Source organism: Cellulosimicrobium marinum (assembly GCF_020551945.1).
GTDB lineage: Bacteria > Actinomycetota > Actinomycetes > Actinomycetales > Cellulomonadaceae > Cellulosimicrobium > Cellulosimicrobium marinum.
In genome coordinates, this window is the sequence record NZ_JAJBZH010000006.1 from 182,703 (window position 1) to 207,067 (window position 24,365).

At 74.2% G+C, this 24,365-nt stretch carries 26 protein-coding genes; 16 read left to right on the forward strand and 10 right to left on the reverse strand.

The features are described from left to right. The first annotated feature begins 221 nt into the window (after positions 1-221). Together dnaE and LGQ04_RS14715 are read left to right on the forward strand one after the other, a co-directional pair. Complete coding sequence (gene dnaE / locus LGQ04_RS14710; RefSeq protein ID WP_229244684.1) at positions 222-3,755, forward strand: DNA polymerase III subunit alpha; 3,534 nt, start codon at positions 222-224, stop codon at positions 3,753-3,755. Positions 3,756-3,792: 37 nt separating this feature from the next. Further along, positions 3,793-4,194 carry a pyridoxamine 5'-phosphate oxidase family protein gene (locus LGQ04_RS14715; RefSeq protein WP_267494982.1) on the forward strand — a complete coding sequence of 134 codons (402 nt, stop codon included), beginning with the start codon at positions 3,793-3,795 and terminating at the stop codon, positions 4,192-4,194. A gap of 60 nt (positions 4,195-4,254) precedes the next feature. Here LGQ04_RS14715 and LGQ04_RS14720 read toward each other — a convergent pair whose 3' ends face one another. Then, positions 4,255-4,488, reverse strand: a complete 234-nt coding sequence (locus LGQ04_RS14720; protein WP_229244686.1) for an RNA-binding S4 domain-containing protein — start codon at positions 4,486-4,488, stop codon at positions 4,255-4,257. A gap of 117 nt (positions 4,489-4,605) precedes the next feature. Here LGQ04_RS14720 and hisD point away from each other — a divergent pair, with 117 nt between their 5' ends. Together hisD and LGQ04_RS14730 are read left to right on the forward strand one after the other, a co-directional pair. Next, a complete protein-coding gene (gene hisD / locus LGQ04_RS14725) occupies positions 4,606-5,931 on the forward strand; it encodes a histidinol dehydrogenase (RefSeq protein ID WP_229244687.1) in 1,326 nt (441 codons plus the stop codon). Between the two features lie 32 nt (positions 5,932-5,963). Then, complete coding sequence (locus LGQ04_RS14730) at positions 5,964-6,431, forward strand: GNAT family N-acetyltransferase (RefSeq protein WP_229244688.1); 468 nt, start codon at positions 5,964-5,966, stop codon at positions 6,429-6,431. A 54-nt stretch (positions 6,432-6,485) separates the two neighbouring features. On the opposite strand, the gene LGQ04_RS14735 is transcribed toward LGQ04_RS14730, so the two are convergent. The 3 genes from LGQ04_RS14735 to LGQ04_RS14745 form a co-directional block, all read right to left on the reverse strand. Further along, the gene (locus tag LGQ04_RS14735; RefSeq protein ID WP_229244742.1) at positions 6,486-8,726 is read right to left on the reverse strand and encodes a RecQ family ATP-dependent DNA helicase; all 2,241 of its coding nucleotides are present in this window, start codon (positions 8,724-8,726) and stop codon (positions 6,486-6,488) included. Positions 8,727-9,018: 292 nt separating this feature from the next. Continuing rightward, positions 9,019-10,050 carry an alcohol dehydrogenase AdhP gene (adhP, locus tag LGQ04_RS14740; RefSeq protein WP_229244689.1) on the reverse strand — a complete coding sequence of 344 codons (1,032 nt, stop codon included), beginning with the start codon at positions 10,048-10,050 and terminating at the stop codon, positions 9,019-9,021. A gap of 106 nt (positions 10,051-10,156) precedes the next feature. After that, complete coding sequence (locus LGQ04_RS14745; RefSeq protein WP_229244690.1) at positions 10,157-10,582, reverse strand: hypothetical protein; 426 nt, start codon at positions 10,580-10,582, stop codon at positions 10,157-10,159. Between the two features lie 183 nt (positions 10,583-10,765). Between LGQ04_RS14745 and LGQ04_RS14750 the strand changes: the two genes are divergently transcribed. The 7 genes from LGQ04_RS14750 (at position 10,766) to LGQ04_RS14780 (ending at position 15,786) form a co-directional block, all read left to right on the forward strand. After that, entirely contained in the window at positions 10,766-11,242 is a 477-nt protein-coding gene (locus tag LGQ04_RS14750; RefSeq protein ID WP_229244691.1) for a Rieske (2Fe-2S) protein, read from the forward strand. A gap of 52 nt (positions 11,243-11,294) precedes the next feature. Further along, complete coding sequence (locus LGQ04_RS14755) at positions 11,295-12,455, forward strand: histidinol-phosphate transaminase (protein WP_229244692.1); 1,161 nt, start codon at positions 11,295-11,297, stop codon at positions 12,453-12,455. Then, positions 12,452-13,051, forward strand: coding sequence for an imidazoleglycerol-phosphate dehydratase HisB (hisB, locus tag LGQ04_RS14760; RefSeq protein WP_229244693.1), 600 nt, complete (start codon positions 12,452-12,454; stop codon positions 13,049-13,051). The genes LGQ04_RS14755 and hisB overlap by 4 nt, the downstream gene beginning before the upstream one ends. Beyond that, positions 13,048-13,581: a hypothetical protein gene (locus LGQ04_RS14765; RefSeq protein ID WP_229244694.1), complete on the forward strand. Its 534-nt coding sequence runs from the start codon at positions 13,048-13,050 to the stop codon at positions 13,579-13,581. The genes hisB and LGQ04_RS14765 overlap by 4 nt, the downstream gene beginning before the upstream one ends. Next, positions 13,578-14,228 carry an imidazole glycerol phosphate synthase subunit HisH gene (hisH, locus tag LGQ04_RS14770; RefSeq protein ID WP_229244695.1) on the forward strand — a complete coding sequence of 217 codons (651 nt, stop codon included), beginning with the start codon at positions 13,578-13,580 and terminating at the stop codon, positions 14,226-14,228. The genes LGQ04_RS14765 and hisH overlap by 4 nt, the downstream gene beginning before the upstream one ends. A gap of 80 nt (positions 14,229-14,308) precedes the next feature. Beyond that, entirely contained in the window at positions 14,309-15,040 is a 732-nt protein-coding gene (gene priA / locus LGQ04_RS14775) for a bifunctional 1-(5-phosphoribosyl)-5-((5-phosphoribosylamino)methylideneamino)imidazole-4-carboxamide isomerase/phosphoribosylanthranilate isomerase PriA (RefSeq protein ID WP_229244696.1), read from the forward strand. Next, on the forward strand, positions 15,037-15,786 hold the full coding sequence (locus LGQ04_RS14780) for an SseB family protein (protein ID WP_229244697.1): 750 nt from the start codon (positions 15,037-15,039) through the stop codon (positions 15,784-15,786). The genes priA and LGQ04_RS14780 overlap by 4 nt, the downstream gene beginning before the upstream one ends. A gap of 18 nt (positions 15,787-15,804) precedes the next feature. Here the strand turns inward: LGQ04_RS14780 and LGQ04_RS14785 are convergent, their stop codons facing one another. The 6 genes from LGQ04_RS14785 to LGQ04_RS14810 all read right to left on the reverse strand — a co-directional run bounded on the left by LGQ04_RS14785 (position 15,805) and on the right by LGQ04_RS14810 (position 20,322). Further along, positions 15,805-16,296, reverse strand: a complete 492-nt coding sequence (locus LGQ04_RS14785) for a hypothetical protein (RefSeq protein WP_229244698.1) — start codon at positions 16,294-16,296, stop codon at positions 15,805-15,807. 63 nt (positions 16,297-16,359) lie between these two features. Continuing rightward, entirely contained in the window at positions 16,360-17,106 is a 747-nt protein-coding gene (locus LGQ04_RS14790) for a S1C family serine protease (RefSeq protein ID WP_229244699.1), read from the reverse strand. Further along, positions 17,103-17,777 (reverse strand): hypothetical protein, encoded by a 675-nt coding sequence (locus LGQ04_RS14795; RefSeq protein WP_229244700.1) that lies wholly within the window; start codon positions 17,775-17,777, stop codon positions 17,103-17,105. Before LGQ04_RS14795 ends, LGQ04_RS14790 begins: the two co-directional genes overlap by 4 nt. Further along, a complete protein-coding gene (locus LGQ04_RS14800; protein ID WP_229244701.1) occupies positions 17,774-18,136 on the reverse strand; it encodes a DUF1844 domain-containing protein in 363 nt (120 codons plus the stop codon). The genes LGQ04_RS14795 and LGQ04_RS14800 overlap by 4 nt, the downstream gene beginning before the upstream one ends. A gap of 100 nt (positions 18,137-18,236) precedes the next feature. After that, entirely contained in the window at positions 18,237-19,751 is a 1,515-nt protein-coding gene (locus LGQ04_RS14805; RefSeq protein ID WP_229244702.1) for a catalase, read from the reverse strand. 139 nt (positions 19,752-19,890) lie between these two features. Continuing rightward, positions 19,891-20,322, reverse strand: coding sequence for a Fur family transcriptional regulator (locus tag LGQ04_RS14810; protein WP_229244703.1), 432 nt, complete (start codon positions 20,320-20,322; stop codon positions 19,891-19,893). 485 nt (positions 20,323-20,807) lie between these two features. Here LGQ04_RS14810 and infC point away from each other — a divergent pair, with 485 nt between their 5' ends. The 5 genes from infC (at position 20,808) to thpR (ending at position 24,120) form a co-directional block, all read left to right on the forward strand. Continuing rightward, positions 20,808-21,740 (forward strand): translation initiation factor IF-3, encoded by a 933-nt coding sequence (gene infC, locus LGQ04_RS14815; protein WP_229244743.1) that lies wholly within the window; start codon positions 20,808-20,810, stop codon positions 21,738-21,740. A 105-nt stretch (positions 21,741-21,845) separates the two neighbouring features. Further along, positions 21,846-22,040: a 50S ribosomal protein L35 gene (rpmI, locus tag LGQ04_RS14820; protein ID WP_229244704.1), complete on the forward strand. Its 195-nt coding sequence runs from the start codon at positions 21,846-21,848 to the stop codon at positions 22,038-22,040. Positions 22,041-22,109: 69 nt separating this feature from the next. Beyond that, on the forward strand, positions 22,110-22,496 hold the full coding sequence (gene rplT / locus LGQ04_RS14825) for a 50S ribosomal protein L20 (protein ID WP_024840664.1): 387 nt from the start codon (positions 22,110-22,112) through the stop codon (positions 22,494-22,496). A gap of 56 nt (positions 22,497-22,552) precedes the next feature. Next, entirely contained in the window at positions 22,553-23,473 is a 921-nt protein-coding gene (locus LGQ04_RS14830; RefSeq protein WP_229244744.1) for a TrmH family RNA methyltransferase, read from the forward strand. Next, complete coding sequence (gene thpR, locus LGQ04_RS14835) at positions 23,470-24,120, forward strand: RNA 2',3'-cyclic phosphodiesterase (protein WP_229244705.1); 651 nt, start codon at positions 23,470-23,472, stop codon at positions 24,118-24,120. The genes LGQ04_RS14830 and thpR overlap by 4 nt, the downstream gene beginning before the upstream one ends. Positions 24,121-24,365 lie beyond the last annotated feature (245 nt).

Consider the following 24,365-nt stretch of genomic DNA (forward strand, 5'->3'; position numbering starts at 1 on the left):
GTGCAGAGGCGACGGACGGGAAGAGCGGGGTGGTGGGTGGTGTCGCGGCTCGTGGCGGGCCTGGCGGGAGCGCCGAGGAACGAGGCGCGGAGGGAGAGCCGCGACACCATCCACCACCCCGCGGCGGCGACCACACGGATCCTCGGGCGACCCGGGGGGACGTGACCGACGCGTCGCGCGCGGTGGCCGCCGATGTCCGTGCCCGCGCCTAGGATCGACGCATGCCGAGCACGACCGAGGACTTCGTCCATCTCCACGTCCACACCGAGTACTCGATGCTGGACGGTGCGGCGCGGATCGGGGACCTGTTCGACGAGGTCGAGCGGCTCGGCCAGAAGGCCATCGCGACGACGGACCACGGGTACGTGTTCGGCGCGTTCGAGTTCTGGTCGAAGGCGCAGGCGAAGGGCATCAAGCCGATCATCGGCGTCGAGGCGTACGTCACGCCGGGGACGAGCCGGTTCGACCAGACGCGTGTGCGGTTCGGGGAGAAGGGGCAGGAGTCCGACGACGTGTCGGCGCGCGGCGCGTACACGCACATGACGCTGCTCGCGAAGGACAACGAGGGCCTGCACAACCTGTTCCGGGCGTCGTCGCTCGCGTCGCTCGACGGGCAGATGGGCAAGTGGCCGCGGATGGACCGCGACCTGCTGCAGCGGTACGGCAAGGGCCTGATCGCGACGAGCGGGTGCCCGTCGGGCGAGATCCAGACGCGGCTGCGGCTGGGGCAGTGGGACGAGGCGGTGCGGACCGCGGGCGAGCTGCAGGACATCTTCGGTCGCGACGGGTTCTTCGTCGAGCTCATGGACCACGGGCTGGAGATCGAGACGCGGGTCACGAAGGACCTGCTGCGCCTCGCGGAGACGATCGGCGCGCGGGTCGTCGCGACGAACGACCTCCACTACGTGCGCGAGGACGACGCGTCGAGCCAGGAGGCGTTGCTCGCGATCAACTCGGGGTCGACGCTGGACGACCCGGACCGGTTCAAGTTCGACGGCACGGGGTACTACGTGAAGTCGGCGGCCGAGATGCGGCGGGTGTTCGCAGAGCTGCCGGAGGCGTGCGACAACACGCTGCTCATCGCGGAGCAGTGCGAGGTGTCCTTCAACACGAAGGCCAACTACATGCCGCGCTTCCCCGTGCCGGAGGGCGAGGACGAGACGAGCTGGTTCGTCAAGGAGATCGAGCGCGGCCTGCACCGGCGCTACCCGGGCGGGATCCCGGAGGCGTCGCGCAAGCAGGCGGAGTACGAGACCGAGGTCATCGTCCAGATGGGTTTCCCGGGGTACTTCCTCGTGGTCGCCGACTTCATCAACTGGGCGAAGGAGCAGGGGATCCGGGTGGGGCCGGGCCGTGGGTCGGCGGCGGGGTCGATGGCGTCGTACCTCATGGGGATCACGGAGCTCGACCCGCTCAAGCACGGTCTGATCTTCGAGCGCTTCCTCAACCCGGAGCGCGTGTCGATGCCCGACGTCGACGTCGACTTCGACGAGCGCCGGCGCGGTGAGGTCATCCGGTACGTCACGGAGAAGTACGGGGACGACCGGGTGGCGCAGATCGTCACGTACGGGACGATCAAGGCGAAGCAGGCGCTCAAGGACTCGTCGCGCCTCCTGGGCTTCCCGTTCGCGATGGGGGAGAAGCTCACGAAGGCGATGCCGCCGGCGGTGATGGGCAAGGACATCCCGTTGTCGGGCATCTTCGACCCGAAGCACGAGCGGTACGCGGAGGCGGGGGAGTTCCGCCAGCTGCACGACACGGACCCCGAGGCGCAGCGCGTGGTGGAGCTGGCGCGCGGTATCGAGGGCCTGAAGCGCCAGTGGGGCGTGCACGCGGCGGGCGTCATCATGTCGAGCGACCCGCTGATCGACATCATCCCGATCATGCGGCGCCTGCAGGACGGCGCGGTGATCACGCAGTTCGACTACCCGACGTCCGAGGGGCTCGGCCTCATCAAGATGGACTTCCTGGGGCTGCGCAACCTCACGATCCTCGAGGACGCGCTCGAGAACATCGAGATGAACGGCAAGGAACCCATCCAGATCGAGGCGCTCGAGCTCGACGACCGTGCGGCGTACGAGCTGCTGGCGCGTGGTGACACGCTGGGCGTGTTCCAGCTCGACGGCGGTCCGATGCGCGCCCTGCTGCGCCAGATGCGTCCGGACAACTTCGAGGACATCTCCGCCGTCATCGCCCTGTATCGGCCGGGCCCGATGGGCATGAACTCGCACACGAACTACGCGCTGCGCAAGAACGGCCTGCAGAAGATCGAGCCGATCCACCCGGAGCTCGCGGAGCCTCTGGCGGAGGTCCTCGACGAGACGTACGGCCTCATCGTCTATCAGGAGCAGGTGCAGAAGGCCGCGCAGGTGCTCGCCGGGTACTCGCTCGGCCAGGCCGACCTGCTGCGGCGTGCGATGGGCAAGAAGAAGAAGGAGATCCTCGACAAGGAGTTCGTGCCCTTCCACGCGGGCATGAAGGAGCGGGGCTACAGCGACGGTGCGATCCAGGCGGTGTGGGACACGCTCGTCCCGTTCGCGGGGTACGCGTTCAACAAGGCCCACTCGGCGGGCTACGGCCTCGTCTCGTACTGGACGGCGTTCCTCAAGGCGAACTACCCGACCGAGTACATGGCGGCGCTGCTCACGAGCGTGCGCGACGACAAGGACAAGTCGGCGCTGTACCTCAACGAGTGCCGCCGGATGCACATCACCGTCCTTCCTCCGGACGTGAACTCGTCAGCGGCGAACTTCACGGCCGTCGGGGACGACATCCGCTTCGGTCTCACCGCGGTGCGCAACGTGGGCCGCAACGTCGTGGACGCGATCGTCGCGACGCGCGAGTCGAAGGGCGAGTTCACGTCCTTCACGGACTTCCTCGACAAGGTCCCGGCGGTCGTGTGCAACAAGCGCACGATCGAGTCGCTGATCAAGGCCGGGGCGTTCGACTCCCTCGGGCACGGCCGCCGCGCGCTGCTCGTCGTCCACGAGCAGGCGGTGGACTCCGTCATCAGCGTCAAGCGCAAGGAGGCGGAGGGGCAGTTCGACCTCTTCGCCGACTTCGCCGCGCAGGACGACCCGTCGATGTCGTTCAGCGTGGACGTGCCGGACCTGCCGGACTGGGACAAGAAGCAGAGGCTCGCGTTCGAGCGCGAGATGCTCGGTCTGTACGTGTCGGACCACCCGCTGTCGGGGCTGGAGCACGTGCTCACCCGTGCGGCGGACACCGGGATCGCCGCGCTCATCGCGGACGAAGGACGCCCTGACGGGTCGACCGTGACGGTCGCGGGTCTGGTCACCTCGCTGCAGCGCAAGATGAGCAAGAACGGCAACCCGTGGGCGGCGGTGACGATCGAGGACCTCGAGGGGGCCGTCGAGGTGATGTTCTTCGGCGAGACGTACCTCGCGTACTCGACGATCCTCGCGGAGGACCAGGTCGTCGTGCTGCGCGGCCGGGTGCGCCGACGGGACGACACCATGCAGCTCCAGGCGATGGAGGTCTCCCTGCCGGACGTCACGGTCGGTGCCGAGTCGCCGCTCGCCGTCCGTGTGCCGCACACGCGGTGCGTCGAGCCGGTCGTCGCCCGGCTGCGGGACGTCCTCGCGACGCACCCGGGTTCCGCCGAGGTGCACGTCCAGGTGCTCGAACCGGGCAAGACGACGGTGGTGCGGGCGGGCGACGCCCTGCGCGTGGAGAAGTCCCCGGCGCTCTTCGGCGACCTCAAGGCGCTGCTCGGGCCGTCGTGCCTCGTGTGAGGGGCGTCCCCACGGCCGCGCCTAGACTCGGCGCGTGATGCGACTCAACCCTGAGCAGCGCGTGTTCGTCACCGAGCGGCACCTGGCCACCCTCACGACCCTGCGCGCCGACGGCACGCCCCACGTGGTGCCGGTGGCGTTCACGTGGGACGACGAGGCGGGTGTCGTGCGGATCACGTGCAACCGCGGGTCGGTGAAGGCCCGCAACGCGCGGCGCGTCGGCGCGGAGGGCGCCCTGCCGCGTGCGGCGGTGTGCCAGGTCGACGGGGGCCGCTGGATCACCCTGGAGGGGACGGTCGAGGTGGTCGAGGACGAGGCGGAGATCGCGGACGCCGTCGAGCGGTACGGCCGTCGCTACCGGCAGCTCGGTCCGAACCCGGAGCGCGTGGTGCTGCGGCTCACGCCGGACCGCGTGATGGCCTCGACCTACATGGCCTGACGTGACCTACATGGCCTGACGTCGGGCGACCAGTCCGGTGCCCGGGGTCAGACGATCGGGTCAGGCGACGGACGCGGCCTGGGTCCCGGCCGGGTGGTCGACCGTGACGACGTCGCCCCTGCGGAGCTGGCGGCCTCGTCGGGTGTCGATCTCGCCGTTCACCCGCACCTCGCCCTCGGCGACGAGCTCGCGTGCCTCGGCGCCGGACTCGGCGAGCCCGGCGAGCTTGAGGAACTGCCCCAGCCGGATGACGTCGTCGGAGATCTCGACGGGGGTGGCGTCCGTTGCGTCCATGCGCCCATCGTCCCATCCCGCGACGGGCACCCGACACCGGCCACGGCAGCAGAGGCGCGGCGCCCGGCAGGCGGAATCCTCTCGTCCGGCGCGGCCTCGCGCTCCTAGACTCGACCCATGATCACCCGCATCGATCTTCGAGGCCGCACCCTGTCCGCGCGTGAGCTCGTCGAGGCCCTGCCCCGGGCGGAGCTCGGTGTGGAGGACGCGGCGCATCGGGTGGCCCCGATCCTCGACGCGGTGCGCTCCCGGGGGGCGGAGGCGCTGCGCGAGTACGCGGAGCGGTTCGACGGGGTCCGGCCCGAGCACCTGCGGGTCCCGGCACAGGCGCTCGCCACGGCGCTCGCCGAGCTCGACCCTGCCGTCCGGTCGGGGCTGGAGGAGGCAATCCGCCGGGTCCGGCTCGTGCACGCGGCGCAGCGGCCGCGGGACTTCACGGTGCAGGTCGCCCCGGGTGCGCAGGTGCGCCAGCGCTGGGTGCCCGTCGGGCGCGTGGGTCTGTACGCGCCGGGAGGCCTCGCGGTGTACCCGTCGTCGGTCGTCATGAACGTCGTCGCGGCCCAGGAGGCGGGCGTCGAGAGCCTCGCGGTCGCGTCGCCGCCGCAGAAGGACGCCGGTGGCCTGCCGCACCCGACCATCCTCGCCGCGTGCGCGCTGCTGGGCGTCGACGAGGTGTACGCGGCGGGCGGCGCCCAGGCCGTCGCGATGTTCGCCTACGGCGCGGTGGGCAGCGAGCCCCAGGACGGCGACGTGCTGTGCGAGCCCGTCGACGTCGTGACCGGCCCGGGCAACGTCTTCGTCGCGGCGGCCAAGCGGCTGGTGCGGGGCGTCGTCGGCATCGACGCCGAGGCGGGGCCGACGGAGATCGCGATCCTCGCGGACACGACGGCTGACCCGGGGCACGTCGCGTCGGACCTCATCAGCCAGGCCGAGCACGACCCGCTGGCCGCGGCCGTCCTCGTGACGCCGTCGGTGGAGCTCGCGGCCGCGGTCGAGGCGCGGCTCGTCGACCTGGTGCCGGAGACGAAGCACACGGAGCGGGTCGCGCAGGCGCTCGCCGGGCCGCAGTCGGCGGTCGTGCTCGTGGACGACCTCGAGCAGGGGCTCGCGGTCGTGGACGCCTACGGGGCGGAGCACCTCGAGATCCAGACGCGGGACGCGGCGGCGTACGCCGAGCGCGTCCGCAGCGCGGGGGCGATCTTCGTCGGTCCGTGGTCGCCGGTGTCGCTGGGCGACTACATGGCGGGGTCGAACCACGTCCTGCCGACGGGCGGGTGCGCGCACTTCGCGAGCGGGCTCGGCGTGCACAGCTTCGTCAAGGCGGTCCAGGTGATCGAGTACGACCGGGACGCGCTGGAGGACGTCGCGGAGCGGATCGTGGCGGTCGCGGTGGACGAGGACCTGCCGGCGCACGGCGAGGCCGTGCGGGCCCGCTTCCTCTGACGGAGGGCTCTGTGTCGCGGGGCGAGGCTGTCGTGCCGGGAGACCACGGCGTGCGCCGGGCGCGTCCGGCGGACGCCTCGGCGCTCGTGGGCCTGCGTGTCGAGCTCATGCGCGCGATGGGGGAGGACGGGGCGGAGGACCGCGGGTGGCAGGACCGCGCCCTCACCTGGTTCCGGGACGCGCTCGCCGGCGACGACGCGGCGGCCTTCGTGGTCGACGACGGCGGCGCCGTGGTGACGGGCGCGCTCGTGACGCTGGGCCGGGGCGCGCCGTCCGCGCGCAACCCCCGCGGTGTCACGGCACACCTGTCCAACGTCTGCACCCTCCCTCCGGCGCGTGGGCGGGGGCACGCCCGCGCGTGCGTGGTGGCTGCGGTCGACTGGGCGCGGGGTGCGGGTGCGGACTCGGTGGCGCTGCACGCCACACCCGCCGGCGAAGGGCTCTACCGTGCGCTCGGGTTCACCGACACGACCTACACCGAGCTGAGGCTGCGCTGGTGAGGGGACCGCGCCCACCCGCGGTCGGCATCGCGCGGGTGGGCGTCGGGAGCCACGTCAGCGCACGCCGAGCACGAACGGGTGCACGGCCTCGGCCCCGGCCAGCCGCAGGAGCCGTGCGGCGACGGTGATCGTCCAGCCCGACTCCGTCCAGTCGTCGACGAGGAGCAGGCGTCGTCCGGCGAGACCGGCGCGCGCGGCGTCGGACAGCTCGAGACGCAGCCGGCCGGTGACCCCCGCGAGACGGGTCGCCGAGTTCACGTCGTGCCGGCCCGGCTCCTCACGACCCGGCACGGGCCCGATCGCGCCGACGAGGGGGCGGCCGAGGTAGCTCGCGAGACCGTTCGCGAGGTGGAACGTGAGCTGGGGTCGGGTCACCGAGCGGACGGCCACGACCCCGTCGACCAGCAGCCGGCGCTCCGGGACGGCGGTACCGGGCCCCTGCACCTCCTGGGCGGTGTCGCCCCCCTCGGGCACGTCGTACAGGTCGGTCCACTCGTCGAGCACGCGCGCCGCGGCGCGGCGGAGCGCGACGGGCGTCTCGCCGTCCGGGGCACCGGGGGAGAAGAGCTCGCGCAGGGGCCCCGACCAGCCCAGGCCGTCGAGCCGCGCGACCGCACGCCCCGGCTCCGCCTGCTCGTCGGCGGGGATGCGGCCGCGCACCTCCACGCCGAGACGGTCCATGCCGCTCGGCCACTGGCGGCGCGCGACGACCTCGACGCCGGGCCGGTCCATGTCGGCGCGGGCCGCGGCGACGGCGTCGGCGTCCGGCACGGCGGGCAGGGTGACCCCGCCGCACCGGTCGCAGCGCCCGCACTCCCAGCCGGGCTCCAGCTCGGGGTCGTCGAGGGTGGCGCGCAGGAACGCCATGCGGCACCCGGTCGTCGCCTCGTAGTCGAGCATCGCGCGCTGCTCCGCGGCCCGGGTCTGCTCCACGCGGGCGTAGCGCTCGGCGTCGTACTCCCACGCCTGGCCCGTCGCCTCCCACCCGCCCTTGACGCGGCGGACCGCGCCGTCGACGTCGAGGACCTTGAGCATCCCCTCGAGGCGCGACCGCTTGAGGTCGACCTGGGTCTCGAGCTGCGCGACGGACTGGGTGCCGCCGCCGTCGAGCGCGGCGAGGGTCGCGCGCACCTGCGCCTGCGGCGGGAACGCCGTGGAGGCGAACCACTCCCAGATGCGGCGGTCCTCCTCGCCGGGGAGGAGCACCACGACGGCGGAGTCGACGCCGCGCCCGGCGCGCCCGACCTGCTGGTAGTACGCGATGGGCGAGCTCGGTGCGCCCAGGTGCACGACGAACGCCAGGTCGGGCTTGTCGAAGCCCATGCCGAGCGCCGACGTCGCGACGAGCGCCTTGACGCGGTTCTCCTTGAGGTCCTCCTCCAGACGCTCGCGCTCGGCGGGGTCGGTCTGGCCGGTGTAGGCGGCGACGGCGAGCCCTGCCGCACGCAGCTGGCTCGCGACCTGCTCGGCGGCGGAGACGGTGAGGCAGTAGACGATGCCCGACCCGTCGACGTCCTGCAGCGCCTCGACGAGCCACGCGACGCGCGACGGCTGGTCGGGCAGGGGGAGAACGGCGAGGTGGAGCGACTCCCGGTCGAGCCCGCCGCGCAGCACGAGGACCTCGTCGTTCGACGCGGTCCCCGTCCCGGTCACGGCCTGGGCGCGGACCCCGAGCTGCTCGGCGACGTCGGCGGTGACGCGCGCGTTGGCGGTCGCGGTGGTCGCGAGGACGGGGATGCCGGCCGGAAGGTCGGCGAGGAGCGTGCGGATGCGGCGGTAGTCGGGCCGGAAGTCGTGGCCCCAGTCGGAGATGCAGTGGGCCTCGTCGACGACGACGAGGCCGGCGTCGGCGGCGAGCCGCGGCAGCACCTCGTCGCGGAACCCGGGGTTGTTGAGCCGTTCCGGGGAGCAGAGGAGCACGTCGACCTCGCCGGCGGCGATCGCGGCGTGCACCTCGTCCCACTCGGTGACGTTCGACGAGTTGATGGTCACGGCGCGGATGCCCGCGCGCGCGGCGGCGGCGACCTGGTCGCGCATGAGCGCGAGCAGCGGCGAGACGATCACGGTGGGCCCGGCGCCGCGGTCGCGCAGGAGGCGGGTCGCGACGAAGTAGACCGCCGACTTGCCCCATCCGGTCCGCTGCACGACGAGCGCGCGGCGGCGGAACGCGACGAGCGCCTCGATGGCACGCCACTGGTCGTCGCGCAGGCGGGCGTTCTCGCGACCGACGAGCGCGCGCAGCGCCGTCTCGGCGTCCTCGCGCAGGGACTCGCCGTCGAGGAGGCCGCGCAGCATCGCGAGCTTCGCGCGACGGACGGCGTCCGCGTCGCCCGACGGACCGGGGGCGGACGCCGGAGCACCGACCTCGGGCGCGTCGGGCGGCGCGGCAGCCGCGGCGTCGTCGGGAACGGGGTCGGTCGCGGCCCAGGGGTCCCCGCCGGGTTCGTCCAGCGGCGGCTCGTCGGCCGGGTCGAAGGGCAGGTCCGCGTACGGGTCGGTGGGGCTCACCCGCCCGATCGTAGGCGCACCCGCCCGTACGGGGGCCCGGTCGTCCCCAGGTGGGGACGACCGGGCCCGGGTGCGGGTGTCAGCCGCGCATGTCCATCACGACACGGCCGTCGATCGCGCCGGCCTCCATCTCCCCGAAGATGTCGTTGATGTCGTCGAGGGGGCGCACCGTGTACGTCGGCGTGACCTTGCCGCGGGCGAAGAAGTCGAGGGCCTCCGCCATGTCCTTGCGCGTCCCGACGATCGAGCCGCGCACCGTCAGCCCGAAGAGCACCGTCGTGAAGATGTCGAGCGGGAACTTCTCCGGCGGCAGACCGACGAGGGACACGGTGCCGCCGCGCCGCAGCGCACCGACGGCCTGGGGGAAGGCGTGGGCGTTGACCGCGGTGACGAGCGCACCGTGCACCCCGCCGCCGGTCTTCTCCTGGAGCTCCGCCGCGGCGTCGGCGGACGTCGCCGCGTTGACGGTCACCTCCGCGCCGTGCGTGCGGGCCAGCTCGAGCTTGGCGTCGTCGACGTCGACCGCCGCGACCCGGCGCCCCATCGCCACGGCGTACTGCACCGCGATGTGGCCGAGGCCGCCGATCCCGGAGATCAGCACCCACTCGCCCGGCTTCGTGTCGGTGACCTTGAGACCCTTGTACACGGTGACGCCGGCGCACAGGATCGGGCCGACCGCGGACTCGTCGACGCCGTCCGGGACCACCGGGCAGTAGCGGGAGTCGACGAGCATGTACTGGCCGAACGACCCGTCGACCGAGTAGCCGCCGTTCTTCTGGTTCGGGCACAGGGTCTCCCAGCCCGTCTCGCAGTACTCGCACTCGCCGCACGCGCTCCACAGCCACGCGTTGCCGACGAGGTCGCCCTCCGTGACGCGCGTCACCTGGTCGCCCACGGCCACGACCCGCCCGACGCCCTCGTGCCCGGGCACGAACGGCGGGCTCGGCTTGACGGGCCAGTCGCCGTGCGCGGCGTGCAGGTCCGTGTGGCACACGCCCGTGTAGTCGACCTTGACGAGCGCCTCGTGCGGGCCGGGGGCCGGCACGTCGATCTCGTCGACGGACAGCGGGCGGGTGAAGTCGTGGACGACGGCGGCACGCATGGTGGTCATCGCGTTCTCCTCGATCCTGGGTCGGTGATGGTGTCCTGCTCTCGACGCTACGCGCGCCGGGGTGCGCCGTCGCGGGGTACGGACGGATCGATGACCTTTCGATGACTCACGGCGCACCCGCCCGGGACCTTCGTCTCTCGACGAGCAGGACGAGCGTCCCGCCGACGACCGCGACCCACTCGCTCACGGCGGCCAGGACCTGCTGGGTTCCGCCGACGGACTCGTTCACGCCGAAGAACCCCACGGTCGTCGAGAGGTAGAACGCCGCGAGGGTGAGGGCGCCGAAGCCGATCGCGCCGAGCACCGGCAGCCAGTGGCGCCAGACCAGCACCAGGATCCCCAGCGCGAGGCCCGCGACGGCGTTGAGGAGGAACAGCGGCCCGACCACCTCGATGTCGTCGTAGCCCTCGGCGTAGAGCACCAGGTGGACGTCGGCGGACAGGAGGAGGCCTGCGGCTGTCAGCCCGCGCAGGGTCCACGCGCCACGGGAACGCGGTCCGGGCGGGGGAGGGCCCGGTGGGGACGAGGTCATCGGTGCCTCCAGGCACGTACGCCGTCACGTCCGGTCGGGGTCGGACGACGCCGTCCGCCCGGTGCCGGCCCGGGGCGCGCGACCCGGGCCCCGGTGCTTCAATTGAACCGCCGTCGGGTGCGGACCGCGCGCCGGCGGCCCGGGGGCGGGCCCCGGTCGTCGACGGCGTCGGAGGCGGAGAGCATGGGCGCACCCCGGATCACGGACGGGTCGCAGAGGTACGGCACGACCCGCCGCGCGGTGCTCGCCGGGTCCGGCGCGGGCGCGGCGCTCGCGGTCCTCGCCGCGTGCGGCGGGGACCCGCCGTCGGGCACCGGCGACCCGGACCGGTCCGCGGGCACGCCCGGTGACGAGGTCGCCGTCGAGCCCGGCCAGGTGCTCGCCCGGGCCGACGACGTCCCGGTCGGCGGTGCGCTCGGCGTCACCGTGGGCGGCGCGCAGCTCCTCGTCACCCAGCCCCAGGAGGGCACGTACGCGGCGTTCAGCGCGATCTGCACGCACCAGGCGTGCGTCGTCGCGTCGGGCGACGGGGACCTGCGCTGCCCGTGCCACGCCTCGAGCTACGACCTCGCGACGGGCGAGGTGCTCGGCGGCCCCGCGCCCTCGCCGCTGCCCGAGGTGCCCGTGACGGTCGCCGAGGGCAAGATCACCGCGTCCTGACCGGGTGCCGGACGGCACGACCTCCGTCGCCCGGGGTTCGTAGACTGTGCGGGTGACCCCACCCACCCTCGCCGGGACGTCCGGGCTGCCGCTGCGCCCGGAGCTCGCGGGCATCGAGCCCTACGGCGCCCCGCAGCTCGACGTGCCGGTCCTGCTCAACGTCAACGAGAACCCCTACGCGCCGGGGCCGGCCGTCGTCGAGACGATCGCCGAGCACGTGCGGGAGGCCGCCGGCGGCCTCAACCGCTACCCCGACCGCGACTTCGACGCGCTGCGCGCCGACCTCGCCGCCTACCTGCTCACCGAGGCCGGGGTGCACCGCGACGCCGACCAGGTGTGGGCGGCGAACGGGTCCAACGAGATCATGCTGCACGTGCTCCAGGCCTTCGGGGGTCCCGGGCGCACCGCGGTCTCGTTCGCGCCGACGTACTCGATGTACCCCGAGTACGCGCGGGACACGCACACCGCGTGGGTCGTGGGCCGCCGCGCCGAGGACTTCACGCTCGACCCCGACCACGCGCGGGAGGTGGTCACGCGCGAGCAGCCGTCGGTCGTCCTGCTCGCCAGCCCCAACAACCCGACCGGCACGGCCCTGCCCGCCGCGACGGTCGAGGCGGTCTGCGAGGCGGCCCTCGCGGTCCGGGTGCCCACCGCGGCGGGCCCGGCGCCCGCCGTCGTCGTCGTCGACGAGGCGTACGGGGAGTTCCGCCGGAGCGGGACGCCGTCCGCGCTCGAGCTGCTCGACCGGTACCCGAACCTCGCCGTGACGCGCACGATGTCCAAGGCGTTCGCCCTCGCCGGGGCGCGCGTGGGATATCTCACCGCCTCGCGCGAGCTCGTCGACGCGCTGCGCGTCGTGCGCCTGCCCTACCACCTGTCGGCCGTCACGCAGGCGGTCGCGCGGGGCGCGCTCGCCCACTCTGCCGAGCTGCTGTCCCAGGTCGACGCGCTGCGCACCGAGCGCGACGCGACCGTCGCGTGGCTGCGCTCGCTGCGCCACCCGGACGGCCGCCCGCTCGACGTCGCCGACTCCGACGCGAACTTCGTGCTGTTCGGCACCTTCGCCGACCGGCACGCGGTCTGGGCCGGCCTGTTGGAGCGGGGCGTGCTCATCCGCGAGACTGGACCCGACGGTTGGTTGCGGGTGTCGATCGGCACCCCCGAGGAGATGAGGGCGTTCCGCGACGCCCTCGTGGAGGTGGCAGGACTGTGAAGCGCACCGCGCGCATCGAGCGCGCGACGTCCGAGTCGAGCGTGCTCGTCGAGCTCGACCTCGACGGGACGGGGGTCACCGAGATCTCGACGACCGTCCCGTTCTACGACCACATGCTCACCGCCCTGGGGAAGCACTCGCTCATCGACCTGCGGGTCGAGGCGACCGGGGACACCCACATCGACGCGCACCACACCGTCGAGGACGTCGCGATCACGATCGGCGAGGCGCTGCGCGTCGCGCTCGGCGACAAGCGCGGCATCTCCCGCTTCGGCGACGCGACCGTGCCCCTCGACGAGGCGCTCGCGCTCGCCGTCGTCGACGTGTCGGGCCGGCCGTACCTCGTGCACTCCGGCGAGCCGGAGGGGCAGGAGTACCACCTGATCGGCGGACACTTCACCGGGTCCCTCACGCGCCACGTGCTCGAGTCGATCGCGCACCACGCGGGCATCTGCCTCCACGTGCGCGTGCTCGCCGGTCGCGACCCGCACCACGTCGTGGAGGCGCAGTTCAAGGCGCTCGCCCGTGCGCTGCGCGCCGCCGTCGCCCCCGACCCCCGCGTCGAGGGCATCCCGTCGACCAAGGGGGCCCTGTGAGCACCGACCCTGCGCCGACGCCCCCGTCGGACGACGACCTGCCCGCCCTCGACGGCGTCGAGATCCCGGACGACCTCTCCGGCCTGACGTCGGGCTCCGCGCCGGAGCTCGTGGCGCTCGTCACCCAGATCGCGGGCGCCGAGCCGCTCGCGGCGGCGTGCTCCCTCGCCCAGGTCGAGGCGGACGTCGTCGCGACGGACGTCGGTGCCGTCGCCGTCCTGCGCGACCGCGCCGGGGACGCCCCCGCGCACGCCGCGGCCGCCCTGACGACCCTCGTCAAGGGCGTCCCGCTCATCCTCGTCGAGCGCCGGGGCGAGCAGCTGTCGATGCGCCGGTGGGCCGACGGCGCGGAGGGCGACGTGCTCGCCCCCGGGCTCGTGCTGGGCGGTGCGCCCGAGGAGCTCGAGGACCTGCTCGTCGGCACGACGGCGCTCACCGACCTCCCGGGCGTCGTCGCGAGCACGTCGATCTCGCGCTGGAAGGCGATGCGCCTGCTCACCTCGGCCGCCCGACGGGCGCGCAAGCAGTGAGCGCCGCCCGACCCGCCGTCGTCGTGCTCGACTACGGCTTCGGCAACGTCCGGTCCGCGGTCCGCGCGCTCGAGCGCGTGGGCGCCGACGTCGAGCTCACCGCCGACCGGTCGCGCGCCCAGGAGGCGGACGGCCTCGTCGTGCCGGGCGTCGGCGCGTTCGCCGCCGTCATGCAGGGACTGACCTCCGTGCGCGGGCACGAGGTCGTCGGCCGGCGCCTCGCCGGCGGTCGCCCCGTGCTCGGCATCTGCGTCGGCATGCAGGTCATGTTCGCCGAGGGCGACGAGCACGGCACCCGCACGGACGGGCTGGGCGAGTGGCCGGGGCTCGTGGACCGGCTCGAGGCCGAGGTCGTGCCCCACATGGGCTGGGACACGGTCGACGTCCCCGAGGGCAGCACCCTGTTCCGCGGCGTCGAGGACGAGCGGTTCTACTTCGTGCACTCCTACGCCGCGCGCTCGTTCACGCTCGGTGACGACCTGCCCGCCGACTCGCCGATCCGGCGCCCGCTCGTCACGTGGTCCGACCACGGCGGACGGTTCGTCGCGGCCGTGGAGAACGGGCCGCTGAGCGCCACGCAGTTCCACCCCGAGAAGTCCGGCGACGCCGGCGCCACCCTGCTCGAGAACTGGGTCCGCTCGCTCTGACCCGTTGCCGGCGCGCCGCACGTCCGCCGCGACCGCACCCCACCCGCGCGGGCGACCGCGCACGACCGATGGAGAACCTCGTGACCGACCGCCTCGTGCTGCTCCCCGCCGTCGACGTCGCCGACGGCCAGGCCGTCCGCCTCGTCCAGGGCGAGGCGGGCTCCGAGACCTCGTACGGCGACCCGCTCGCCGCGGCCCTCGACTGGCAGTCCGGCGGGGCGGAGTGGATCCACCTCGTCGACCTCGACGCGGCGTTCGGGCGCGGCTCCAACGCGGACCTGCTCGCCGACGTCGTCGGCCGGCTCGACGTGCAGGTGGAGCTCTCCGGCGGGATCCGCGACGACGCGTCGCTCGACCGTGCGCTCGCCACGGGCGCGCGCCGCGTCAACCTCGGCACGGCCGCCCTGGAGAACCCGGACTGGACCGCCAAGGTCATCGCCGAGCACGGCGACAAGGTGGCCGTCGGGCTGGACGTGCGCGGGACGACCCTGGCCGCCCGCGGCTGGACCCAGGAGGGCGGCGACCTGTGGGAGGTGCTCGACCGCCTCGAGTCCGCGGGCTGCTCGCGCTACGTCGTCACGGACGTCACGAAGGACGGGACGCTGCGCGGCCCGAACCTCGACCTCCTGCGCGACGTCGCGGCGCGGACCGACGCCCCCGTCGTCGCGTCGGGCGGCATCTCGAGCCTGGCGGACCTCGAGGCACTGCGCGGGCTCGTCCCGGCGGGCGTCGAGGGCGCGATCGTCGGCAAGGCGCTCTACGCCGGGGCCTTCACGCTTCCCCAGGCGCTCGACGTCGCAGGGCGCCCGTGACGGGCGACGGCGGGCAGGTCGGGGGCGGGGGCAAGGCGCTGCCGCCCTCGTCCGGGTTCTCGGGCGACGACGGGTCGGCGGACCCCGCGCTCGCGGCGACGCTCACCGCGTTCCACGCCGGCCAGGCGCCCCTGCGGGACGTGGTGAGCCGGCTCGCCGCGACCCGGGTGCTGGTCCCGATCCTCGCCGAGCTGGAGGCCGCCGAGGAGGGGGAGCACGGGCACACGGTCGACAAGGAGGCGTCGGCGGGCGTCGTCGCCCTCCAGGCCCCCGACGGCCGGCGCGCGCTGCCCGTCTTCACCTCGGTCGCCGCCATGGCCGCGTGGCGGGCCGACGCCCGGCCCGTCCCCGTGGACGCCCGGCGTGCCGCGCTGTCCGCGGTCAGCGAGGACTGGGCCCTGCTCGTGGTCGACCCCGCGGGCCCGGTCACCGCGCTCGTCCCGCGGCCCGCGGTCTGGGCTCTCGCCCAGGGCGAGGAGTGGCACCCGGCCGTGGTCGACGGCACGGTCGACGACGCCGTCCAACAGGCCGTCACCGCGGCGGTGACCGGCGTGCCGCACGTCGCCCGCGGCTGGGCCGAGCCCGGCCGCCGGGCCGAGGTCGCCGTCGTGCTGCGGATCGACCCGGGGCTCGACCGCGCCGGGCTCGACGCGGTCCTCGCACAGGTCAACGCCGCGCTCGCGGCCGACGACGTCATCTCCGGACGTGTCGACGGCCTCGAGCTGCGGATCGGTCGCGCGGGCTGACGCGGCCGGGCGACCGTCTCAGCGGCGCAGGCGGCCGATCGCCCATGCGAGGGACGCCGCGACGCCCACGACGGCGAGGAGGGCCTGGCCGCCGAGCACGACGCGGTTGACGTCGACGGCGGGCTGCCAACGCACGCCCTGCGCGTCGACGACGTAGACACCCGTCGCCTTGACCCGGACACCGAAACCTCCGCCGCCGCCCGACCCCTCGCCCCCGGCGTTGCCGTCGGCGTTGCCGGAGCCGGGCTCGCCGGGTCCGCCCTCGGGGGCGTCGCCGCGCCGGGGGAGGTGGGGCAGGCCGGCCGCGCCCTTGCCCGACATCTCGCCGGACCCCGCGCCCCACCCGGAGCCGGTCCCTCCCCAGACGGTCGCGACGGGGATGACGAGCGTCCCGTCCCGCTCGTAGGAATCCCCGAAGACCCGGCGGACGTTCAGGGTGTCGCGTGCAGCCTGCGTGATGTGCGCCGGGTCGACGGCGGGCGCGTCGCCGGAGCTCGCGGTGTGTGCCATGGCACCCGAGAGTAGACCCGCGAGGGCCCTGACGCGCGGGCTCCGGCGCGGCGTCTCCGGGGCTCAGCCGTCGCACTCCGGGACGGGCTCGAAGGACGCCTCGTCGGCGAGCAGCTCCTGCACCGTGCTCACGGGGACGAGCAGCGACTTGTCGGTGGAAGTCTTCGCGTAGACCACCCCGATCACCTCCCCGTCCGCGTTGAGCGCGGCCGACCCGGAGCTCCCGGGCTCCACGGGGGCGTCGGTGACGAGGACCTCGCCGAGGTTCTCGTGCAGCGGGTCCGTCGTCGTCCCGATGACGGTGCCCTGCGTGACGGTCAGCCGGCCGCCCTCGGGGTAGCCCACGACCGTCACGGGGTCGCCCGTGGCCGGGTCGTCGGTCGCGAGCGTGGGCGCGGACGGCAGGTCCTCGGCCGTCCGCACGACGGCGAGGTCGGCGAGCGGCGCGGTGCTCGCCGTGCGCGCGGCGATGTCACGGCCGTCGTAGGTGAGGAGCTGGAGGGACCGGGACGAGTCCACGACGTGCTTGTTCGTGAGGAGCGTGCGGGAGTCGAGCGCGAACCCCGACCCGGTCGACAGCCCCTCGCACCCGACGTTGCGGATCCGGACCGCCATGCGCTGCAGCGCGTCGAACCCGTCGGGGGAGAGGTTCTCCGACCCCTCGGGTTCGTCCGGCGCGGCGAACGACGGGACGACGCTCGACGGCACGGGGTCGGGCAGCTCCGGCAGCACGCCGCACGCGGGTGTCAGGACGAGGGCCGCCGCGACGACGGCGCCGGCGCGTGCGGCGCGACCGTGCCTCCGCCTCATCCGGCGAGCTCCTGCTGGAGCTGGGCGTTCGCCTCCGTCGCCTGGCGGCACAGGTCGTCGACCTGCCCCGCGAACCGCTCGAGGTCCGCGGCGTCGTACGCCTCGCGGTCGTCGAGGTAGCCGATGAGCTGGGACTGCGCCGTCGTGCACTGGGTCAGCGCGGCCGCGACCGTCCCCGCCGCCTCCGACACCCGGCTCTGGTAGTCGAGGTACTGCTGCGACGCCTCGTTCTCGTCGCCGAGCTGCGCCTTCTCGTTCGCGAGCTCGCTGATCCTGCCCTGCGCGGTGCTCAGCTGTCCGCGCGCCGACTCCAGCTCCGCGTTCACCCCGTCGAGCTCCGTCGTGAGCCGCGCGACGTCCTCCCCGAGGTCCCGGGCCTGCGCCTCCCAGCCGGCGCTGGACTCCTCCCAGCGCGTGGTCGTGACCCACAGGTACGCGCCGGTGCCGAGCGCGCCGGCGAGCAGCACCGCGAGCACGACGACGGCGACCACGAGCCCTCGCCGCCGTCGCGGGCGGGTCGACGGCGCGTCCTCGGACGGCGTGCCCGGGTCCGGCGCGGTGACCGTCGGGGGAGGCCCCGCCGTCGCGCTCGCCGGCGCGGGGGCCGGCGTCGGGGTCGTGGCCGTGTCGTCGTCGCCCGGCACGGGCGCGGGGCTCGGGGGCGTGCTCAACTCACCGCGCCCGTGTACTTCTCGCCCGGCCCCTCGCCGGGGGCGTCGGGGTAGACGGACGCCTCACGGAACGCGAGCTGGAGGGACCGCAGGCCGTCGCGCAGCGAGCGCGCGTGCTGGTTGCCGATGTCCGGGGCGCTCGCCGTGACGAGCGCGGCGAGCGCGGTGATGAGCTTGCGGGCCTCGTCGAGGTCGAGGTGCCCCTGCCGCTCGGCGTCCTCGGCGAGACCGCACTTCACGGCTGCCGCGCTCATGAGGTGCACCGCCGCGGACGTGATGACCTCGACGGCGGCCACGTCGGCGATGTCGCGCACGGCGTCGCTCGTCGGGTCCTGCGCCGGGACGTTCTCGGTAGTCATGGGCACCATCCTCGCACCGTCGGGCGCACGGGATCCCCGGGGACGGCGTCGGCCGCCACCCGCGCTGGTGACGGCCGACGCCGCGTGGCCGGGTCAGGCGTCAGACGCGGACCGGCTCGCTCGCGGTGCCCGGCTCGCCGAGCTCGACGGGGGTGCCGGCGTCGGCCAGCGCGGCGCGCAGGCTCGCGCCGAGACCGGCGTCGACGTTCGTCCAGTACGCGACCGCGCGCGCCCGGATCTCGTCGCTGCGCACGGCCCCGACGTGACCGGTGATGGTCTCGAGGAACCGCGCGCGGGCCGCGTCGTCGAACACCTCGCGGTAGAGCGTCCCGGCCTGGCCGAAGTCGTCGTCCTCGGGGTGCAGGGTCGCGGCGGCGCGCGTCAGCTCGCCGTCGGACTCCCAGCCGGGCGACTCCGCGGCACGCGCCGGGTCGGCGTGCGCGCCACCCTGGCTGTTGGGCGCGTAGACCGGGGTGGTGGCCGACGAGAAGAAGTAGCGCATCGCGCCGTCCTTCGCGTACGAGTGGCCGCCCTCGGCCGCCGCGTGCGGCGCGTTCACGGGGAGCTGGGCGTGGTTCGTGCCGACGCGGTACCGGTGCGCGTCCGCGTAGGAGAAGATGCGCGCGAGCAGCATCTTGTCCGGGCTGGCCGCGATGCCGGGCACGAAGTTGCTCGGCGCGAACGTCGCCTGCTCGATCTCGGCGAAGTAGTTCTCCGGGTTGCGGTTGAGCTCCATCACGCCGACCTCGACGAGCGGGTAGTCCGCGTGCGGCCAGACCTTGGTGAGGTCGAACGGGTTGAAGCGGTACGTCTTCGCGTCCTCGTACGGCATGATCTGCACCGACACGGTCCAGCGCGGGAAGTCGCCCGCCTCGATGTGCTCGTAGAGGTCGCGGATGTGGTGGTCGGCGTCCGAGCCCGCGAGCTGGGCCGCCTCGTCGGCGGAGAGGTTGACGATCCCCTGCTGGGTGGTGAAGTGGTACTTCACCCAGAACCGCTCGCCCGCGGCGTTGATCCACTGGTACGTGTGCGAGCCGAACCCGTCCATGTGGCGCCAGCTCGACGGCAGTCCGCGGTCGCCCATGAGCCAGGTGACCTGGTGTGCCGACTCGGGGGACAGGCTCCAGAAGTCCCACTGCATGTCGTTGTCGCGCAGGTTCGAGCCCGGCAGGCGCTTCTGCGACCGGATGAAGTCGGGGAACTTGATCCCGTCGCGCAGGAAGAACACCGGCGTGTTGTTGCCGACGAGGTCGTAGTTGCCCTCGGTCGTGTAGAACTTCAGCGCGAAGCCACGCGGGTCGCGCCACGTGTCGGGCGAGCCGTGCTCGCCGGCGACGGAGGAGAAGCGCGCGAGCATCTCGGTCGTGGTGCCCGGCTGGAACAGCGCCGCACGGGTGTAGGCGCTCACGTCGCCGGTGACGGTGAGCGTGCCGAACGCGCCGCCGCCCTTGGCGTGCACGACGCGCTCCGGCACGCGCTCCCGGTTGAACTGGGCCAGCTTCTCGACGAGGTAGTGGTCGTGCAGGACGATCGGGCCGTCGGCCCCTACGGTCTGGGCGTGCGCGTCGGACGCGACGGGTGCGCCGGCGTTCGTCGTGGTGAAGCGTGCGGTCATGGGGTGCTCCTTCGTCGATGGTCGGTCAGGACCGGTCGGAGGGTGTCGGACATCGCAGACAAAAAGGGCGCACGCAGGGTAGGCGTCGCCCCTTCCGTGGGGTTTCGGGTCGCCGGTCGGGCGTCGGGGCAGGTGGTGGTCAGTCGGTGCAGTCGGGGCACAGGCCCCAGAACGTCACCTCGGCGGTGTCGATCCGGAAGCCGCCGGTGCCGCTCGGCGCGAGGCACGGGGCGTGGCCCACCGTGCAGTCCACGTCGGCGACGGCGCCGCAGCGTCGGCAGACGACGTGGTGGTGGTTGTCGCCGAGGCGCCGCTCGTAGCGCGCCGGGTGGCCGGCGGGCTCGATCCGGCGCAGCAGGCCCTTGTCGGTCAGGGTGTTGAGGACGTCGTAGACCGCCTGCACCGACACGGAGCCGAGGCTGTCACGGACGCTGCGGAGCACCGTGTCGGCGTCGGCGTGCTGCTGGTCGTCCACGGCGCCCAGGACGGCGAGACGTGCCGCGGTCACCCGCAGCCCGTGGCCGCGCAGCTCGGCCTCGTGCTGCGTGCGGTGCGTGGCTCCCGTCGTCATGCCGCCACTCTAACCCGCTTTACTGGAATAGTTCCAATGTTGGATCTCGTCTAGTTCGTCGACGTCGTCGAGGGCGGGCGTCCCGACGAACCGGCGACACGCGCCCGCGCGGGGCGTCTGCTACCCTTGATGGCTGACCGACCCGTGCGACGTCTCGTCGGCGGTCCGGCGCGGCCCCTGGGCGCGACCGGTCCCCGGTGTGCCGAGCGCGGGTGCGCAAGTGGATCCCATCCCACCCGGGTCTCGACCGTCGGCCGTGTGCCGCGACGGAGGCCGGGTCCTGGTCAGGACCGACGTCCCTCGTGGCGCCCGGACCTGACGCGGTCGTCGTGGTGCACCCACGACGACCGGCTCCGATGGCCTCCGTTCTGCGCTCAGGGACGGGGGCCTTCCTCGTCCCGGGTGGTCTCACGACGAGTTCCTAGGAGCATCACATCAGCGAGCCTCGCATCAACGATCGGATCCGCGTCCCCGAGGTCCGACTCATCGGTCCCGGCGGGGAGCAGGTCGGCGTCGTCCGCACCGAGGTTGCCCTGAGCCTTGCCCAGGACGCCGACCTCGACCTCGTCGAGGTCGCCCCGGACGCCCGTCCGCCCGTCGCCAAGCTCATGGACTTCGGCAAGTTCAAGTACGAGTCCGACATGAAGGCGCGCGAGGCGCGGCGCAACCAGGCGAACACCGTCCTCAAGGAGATCCGGTTCCGCCTGAAGATCGACCCGCACGACTACGGCACCAAGAAGGGCCACGTCGAGCGCTTCCTCGCCGCGGGCGACAAGGTCAAGGTCATGATCATGTTCCGTGGCCGCGAGCAGTCGCGCCCGGAGATGGGCGTGCGCCTGCTGCAGCGCCTCGCGGACGACGTCGCGGAGCTCGGCTTCGTCGAGTCGATGCCCAAGCAGGACGGGCGCAACATGACCATGGTGCTCGGCCCGGTCAAGAAGAAGGCCGACGCCAAGAGCGAGCAGCGCAAGCGTGCGCAGGAGGCGGAGCCGCGCCTCACGAAGTCGGCGCAGCGCGCCGCGGCCCGCGCGACGGACGCCCCGGAGCCGTCGGCCGAGCAGCCGGAGCAGCCCGCGGCGGAGCCGCAGGCCGTCGAGCAGCCGCAGGCCGTCGAGGCGCCGGTGGCCGAGCAGCCCGCTCCCGCCGTCGAGCAGCCCGCCGAGGCACCTCGGCCGCGCGCCGCGGCGACGTCGGCGCCGCGTGCCGCTGCCCCGAGGCCCGCGACGGCCAAGCCTGCGACGGCCAAGCCTGCGACGGCCAAGCCGGCTGCGGCGAAGCCCGCTGCCGCGAAGCCGGCGGGCAGCACGCCCCGTCCGGCCGCGGCCAAGCCCGCCGCACCTGCGCCGCGGCCCGCGGCACCCAAGCCGGGTGCCCCGCGCCCGGCCCCGAAGCCCGCTCCGCGCGGCAAGGCCGGCTGAGTCCCGGCCGACCAGACCGAACGCTCTGGTCCGGGCCCACCGGCCCGGCCCGAACACGTCGGCCGCCTCGCGGCAGCCGACCGGACACGAGGAGAGACGGCAGCCATGCCGAAGAACAAGACGCACTCGGGCGCCAAGAAGCGCTTCCGCATCACCGGGGGCGGCAAGGTCATGCGCGAGCAGGCCAACCGCCGTCACCTGCTGGAGCACAAGCCGACCAAGCGCACCCGCCGCCTGGCCCAGGACCAGCAGGTCTCGCCCGCAGACGTCAAGTCGATCAAGAAGCTGCTCGGCAAGTGACCCGGTCGCGGTGACGGCACCCCGTCACCGACCGGCTCACCCTGAGCCCCGAACTGCAAGGAGCATCACGTGGCACGCGTGAAGCGGGCGGTCAACGCCCAGAAGAAGCGTCGTACGACCCTCGAGCGCGCCAGCGGCTACCGCGGCCAGCGCTCGCGCCTCTACCGCAAGGCGAAGGAGCAGGTCACCCACTCCCTCGTCTACTCCTACCGCGACCGCAAGGCGCGCAAGGGCGACTTCCGCAAGCTGTGGATCCAGCGCATCAACGCGGCGTCGCGCGCCCAGGGCCTGACGTACAACCGCCTCATCCAGGGCCTCAAGGCCGCGGGTGTGGAGGTCGACCGTCGCCTGCTCGCCGAGCTCGCGGTCAACGACGTGGCGGCGTTCAACGCGCTCGTCCAGGTCGCGAAGGACGCGCTCCCCGAGGACGTCAACGCGCCGAAGGCCGCAGCCTGAGCGGCGACACCCACGCCACGGACGCCCGGTCGGTGCCGGACCCCCTCGACCCCTCGCTGACGAATCCTCGCAGCGACCGGGTCAGGGCGGTCCGGGCACTGGCCGGGCGTCCGGCGCGTTCGCGGCACGGTCAGCTCCTCGTCGAGGGGCCGCAGGCCGTGCGCGAGGCGGTCCGGCACGCGGCGGACCGCGTGCGGGACGTGTACCTCACCCCGGCCGCGGCGCAGCGCTACGACGAGATCCTGGGCGCCGCGCGCGGCGCGGGCCTGCACGTGCACGTCGGCACGCCCGAGGTGCTCGCGGCGATGAGCGCCGACGCCCAGGGGGTCCTCGCGGTCCTGCGCGCCGTGCGCCCGTCGCTCGACGACGTCCTCGTCGCCCTCACCGGCGCACCGACCGGCCCCGTGACCGTTCCCGGGACCGATCCTGTGGCCGACCCGTCGACCGGTTCCGCGACCGCCGCCGCACGGGGACCGTTCCTCGTCGCGGTGCTCGCCGCGGTCCGCGACCCGGGCAACGCGGGCACGGTGATCCGTGCGGCGGACGCGGCGGGGGCGGACCTCGTCGTGCTCGCGGGGGAGAGCGTCGACGTGGACAACCCCAAGGTCGTGCGGTCCACGGCGGGATCGTTGTTCCACGTGCCCGTCGTGACGGGCGTGACCCTGGCGGAGACGGTGGCCGCCCTGCGTGGCGCGGGCCTCCTCGTGCTCGCTGCCGACGGGACGGGCGAGCACGACCTCGACGACCTCCTCGACGTGGCGGGTGCGAGCGGCGGCACGTCCGTCCCCGACCTGGCCCGGCCGACGGCGTGGGTGTTCGGCAACGAGGCGTGGGGCCTGCCGGAGCAGGACCGGGCGCTCGCCGACGCGGTGGTGCGCGTCCCGATCCGCGGGCGGGCCGAGTCGCTCAACCTCGCGACGGCCGCCACCGTGTGCCTGTACGCGTCCGGTCGCGCCCAGCGGGGGGCGCGGGCGTGAGGCTGTTCGCGGCCCTGTACCCGGGCGTCGCGGCGTGCGACCACCTCGATCTCGCGCTGGGCGCCGTCCGGGCGTTCGAGCCGTCCCGGCCCGACGGGGCGCCGCTGGTGCGCTGGACGCCCCGCGACCTGTGGCACGTCACGCTGGCGTTCTACGGCGAGGTGCCCGACGGCGCGGTCCCCGACCTGGTCGACGGCCTCGCCGACGCGGCGCGCGGCACGGCGTCGCTCGACCTCGCGCTGCGGGGTGCGGGGGTCTTCGACCACCGCGTCCTGTGGGTCGGCGTGGGCGGCGAGCGGTCGTCGGTCGACCGTCTGCGTGCGCTGAGCGCCGCCGCGGCCGAGTGCGGCGCGGACGCGGGCGCCCGGCTGGACCGGCGGCCGCGGCAGCGCGCCCACCTCACGGTCGCGCGTGCCGCCGCGGGCGCACGCCAGGCGGAGCGGCGGGCGGCGCGCCGCCGCCGGGAGCAGGACGAGGGGCCCACGCTGCGCGACGCCCTCCAGGGACCTGCTGCGGCCCTGGCCGTCTACGACGGGCCGCGGTGGACCGCGGACCGGCTCGTCCTCGTGGCCTCCGACCTCGGCGACGGTCGCCCGGTCCACCGCGAGGTCGCGTCCGTCCCGCTCGTCGGCACGCTGCACGAGTAGGGCCGCAGGAGAGCCGCGGTTCGGGCGCACCGGGCACGCCTGTGCGAGGATGGCCGGGTGACCGCGCGAGCTGATCGCCGATTTACCGGGCCCGTCACGGGCCCGCGCTGACGCGCGCCGTCGTGCCTCCCGGTCGTCCGGGACGCGGACGGGACCGGCCCGGACGGGCGCCCTAGAATGACGCGGACGCGCCGAGCGCGTCCGCGCGTCCGCCCACGTGACGCGCTCCGTGGGCACGGCCCACC

Excerpts from the sequence above, each read along its gene's own strand:
- dnaE (WP_229244684.1), top strand. The coding sequence starts at position 222 with ATGCCGAGCACGACCGAGGACTTCGTCCATCTCCACGTCCACACCGAG.
- LGQ04_RS14715 (WP_267494982.1), top strand. The coding sequence starts at position 3,793 with ATGCGACTCAACCCTGAGCAGCGCGTGTTCGTCACCGAGCGGCACCTG.
- LGQ04_RS14720 (WP_229244686.1), bottom strand. The coding sequence starts at position 4,488 with ATGGACGCAACGGACGCCACCCCCGTCGAGATCTCCGACGACGTCATC.
- hisD (WP_229244687.1), top strand. The coding sequence starts at position 4,606 with ATGATCACCCGCATCGATCTTCGAGGCCGCACCCTGTCCGCGCGTGAG.
- LGQ04_RS14735 (WP_229244742.1), bottom strand. The coding sequence starts at position 8,726 with ATGCTGCGCGGCCTCCTCGACGGCGAGTCCCTGCGCGAGGACGCCGAG.
- adhP (WP_229244689.1), bottom strand. The coding sequence starts at position 10,050 with ATGACCACCATGCGTGCCGCCGTCGTCCACGACTTCACCCGCCCGCTG.
- LGQ04_RS14745 (WP_229244690.1), bottom strand. The coding sequence starts at position 10,582 with ATGACCTCGTCCCCACCGGGCCCTCCCCCGCCCGGACCGCGTTCCCGT.
- LGQ04_RS14750 (WP_229244691.1), top strand. The coding sequence starts at position 10,766 with ATGGGCGCACCCCGGATCACGGACGGGTCGCAGAGGTACGGCACGACC.
- LGQ04_RS14785 (WP_229244698.1), bottom strand. The coding sequence starts at position 16,296 with ATGGCACACACCGCGAGCTCCGGCGACGCGCCCGCCGTCGACCCGGCG.
- LGQ04_RS14790 (WP_229244699.1), bottom strand. The coding sequence starts at position 17,106 with ATGAGGCGGAGGCACGGTCGCGCCGCACGCGCCGGCGCCGTCGTCGCG.
- LGQ04_RS14800 (WP_229244701.1), bottom strand. The coding sequence starts at position 18,136 with ATGACTACCGAGAACGTCCCGGCGCAGGACCCGACGAGCGACGCCGTG.
- LGQ04_RS14805 (WP_229244702.1), bottom strand. The coding sequence starts at position 19,751 with ATGACCGCACGCTTCACCACGACGAACGCCGGCGCACCCGTCGCGTCC.
- LGQ04_RS14810 (WP_229244703.1), bottom strand. The coding sequence starts at position 20,322 with ATGACGACGGGAGCCACGCACCGCACGCAGCACGAGGCCGAGCTGCGC.
- rpmI (WP_229244704.1), top strand. The coding sequence starts at position 21,846 with ATGCCGAAGAACAAGACGCACTCGGGCGCCAAGAAGCGCTTCCGCATC.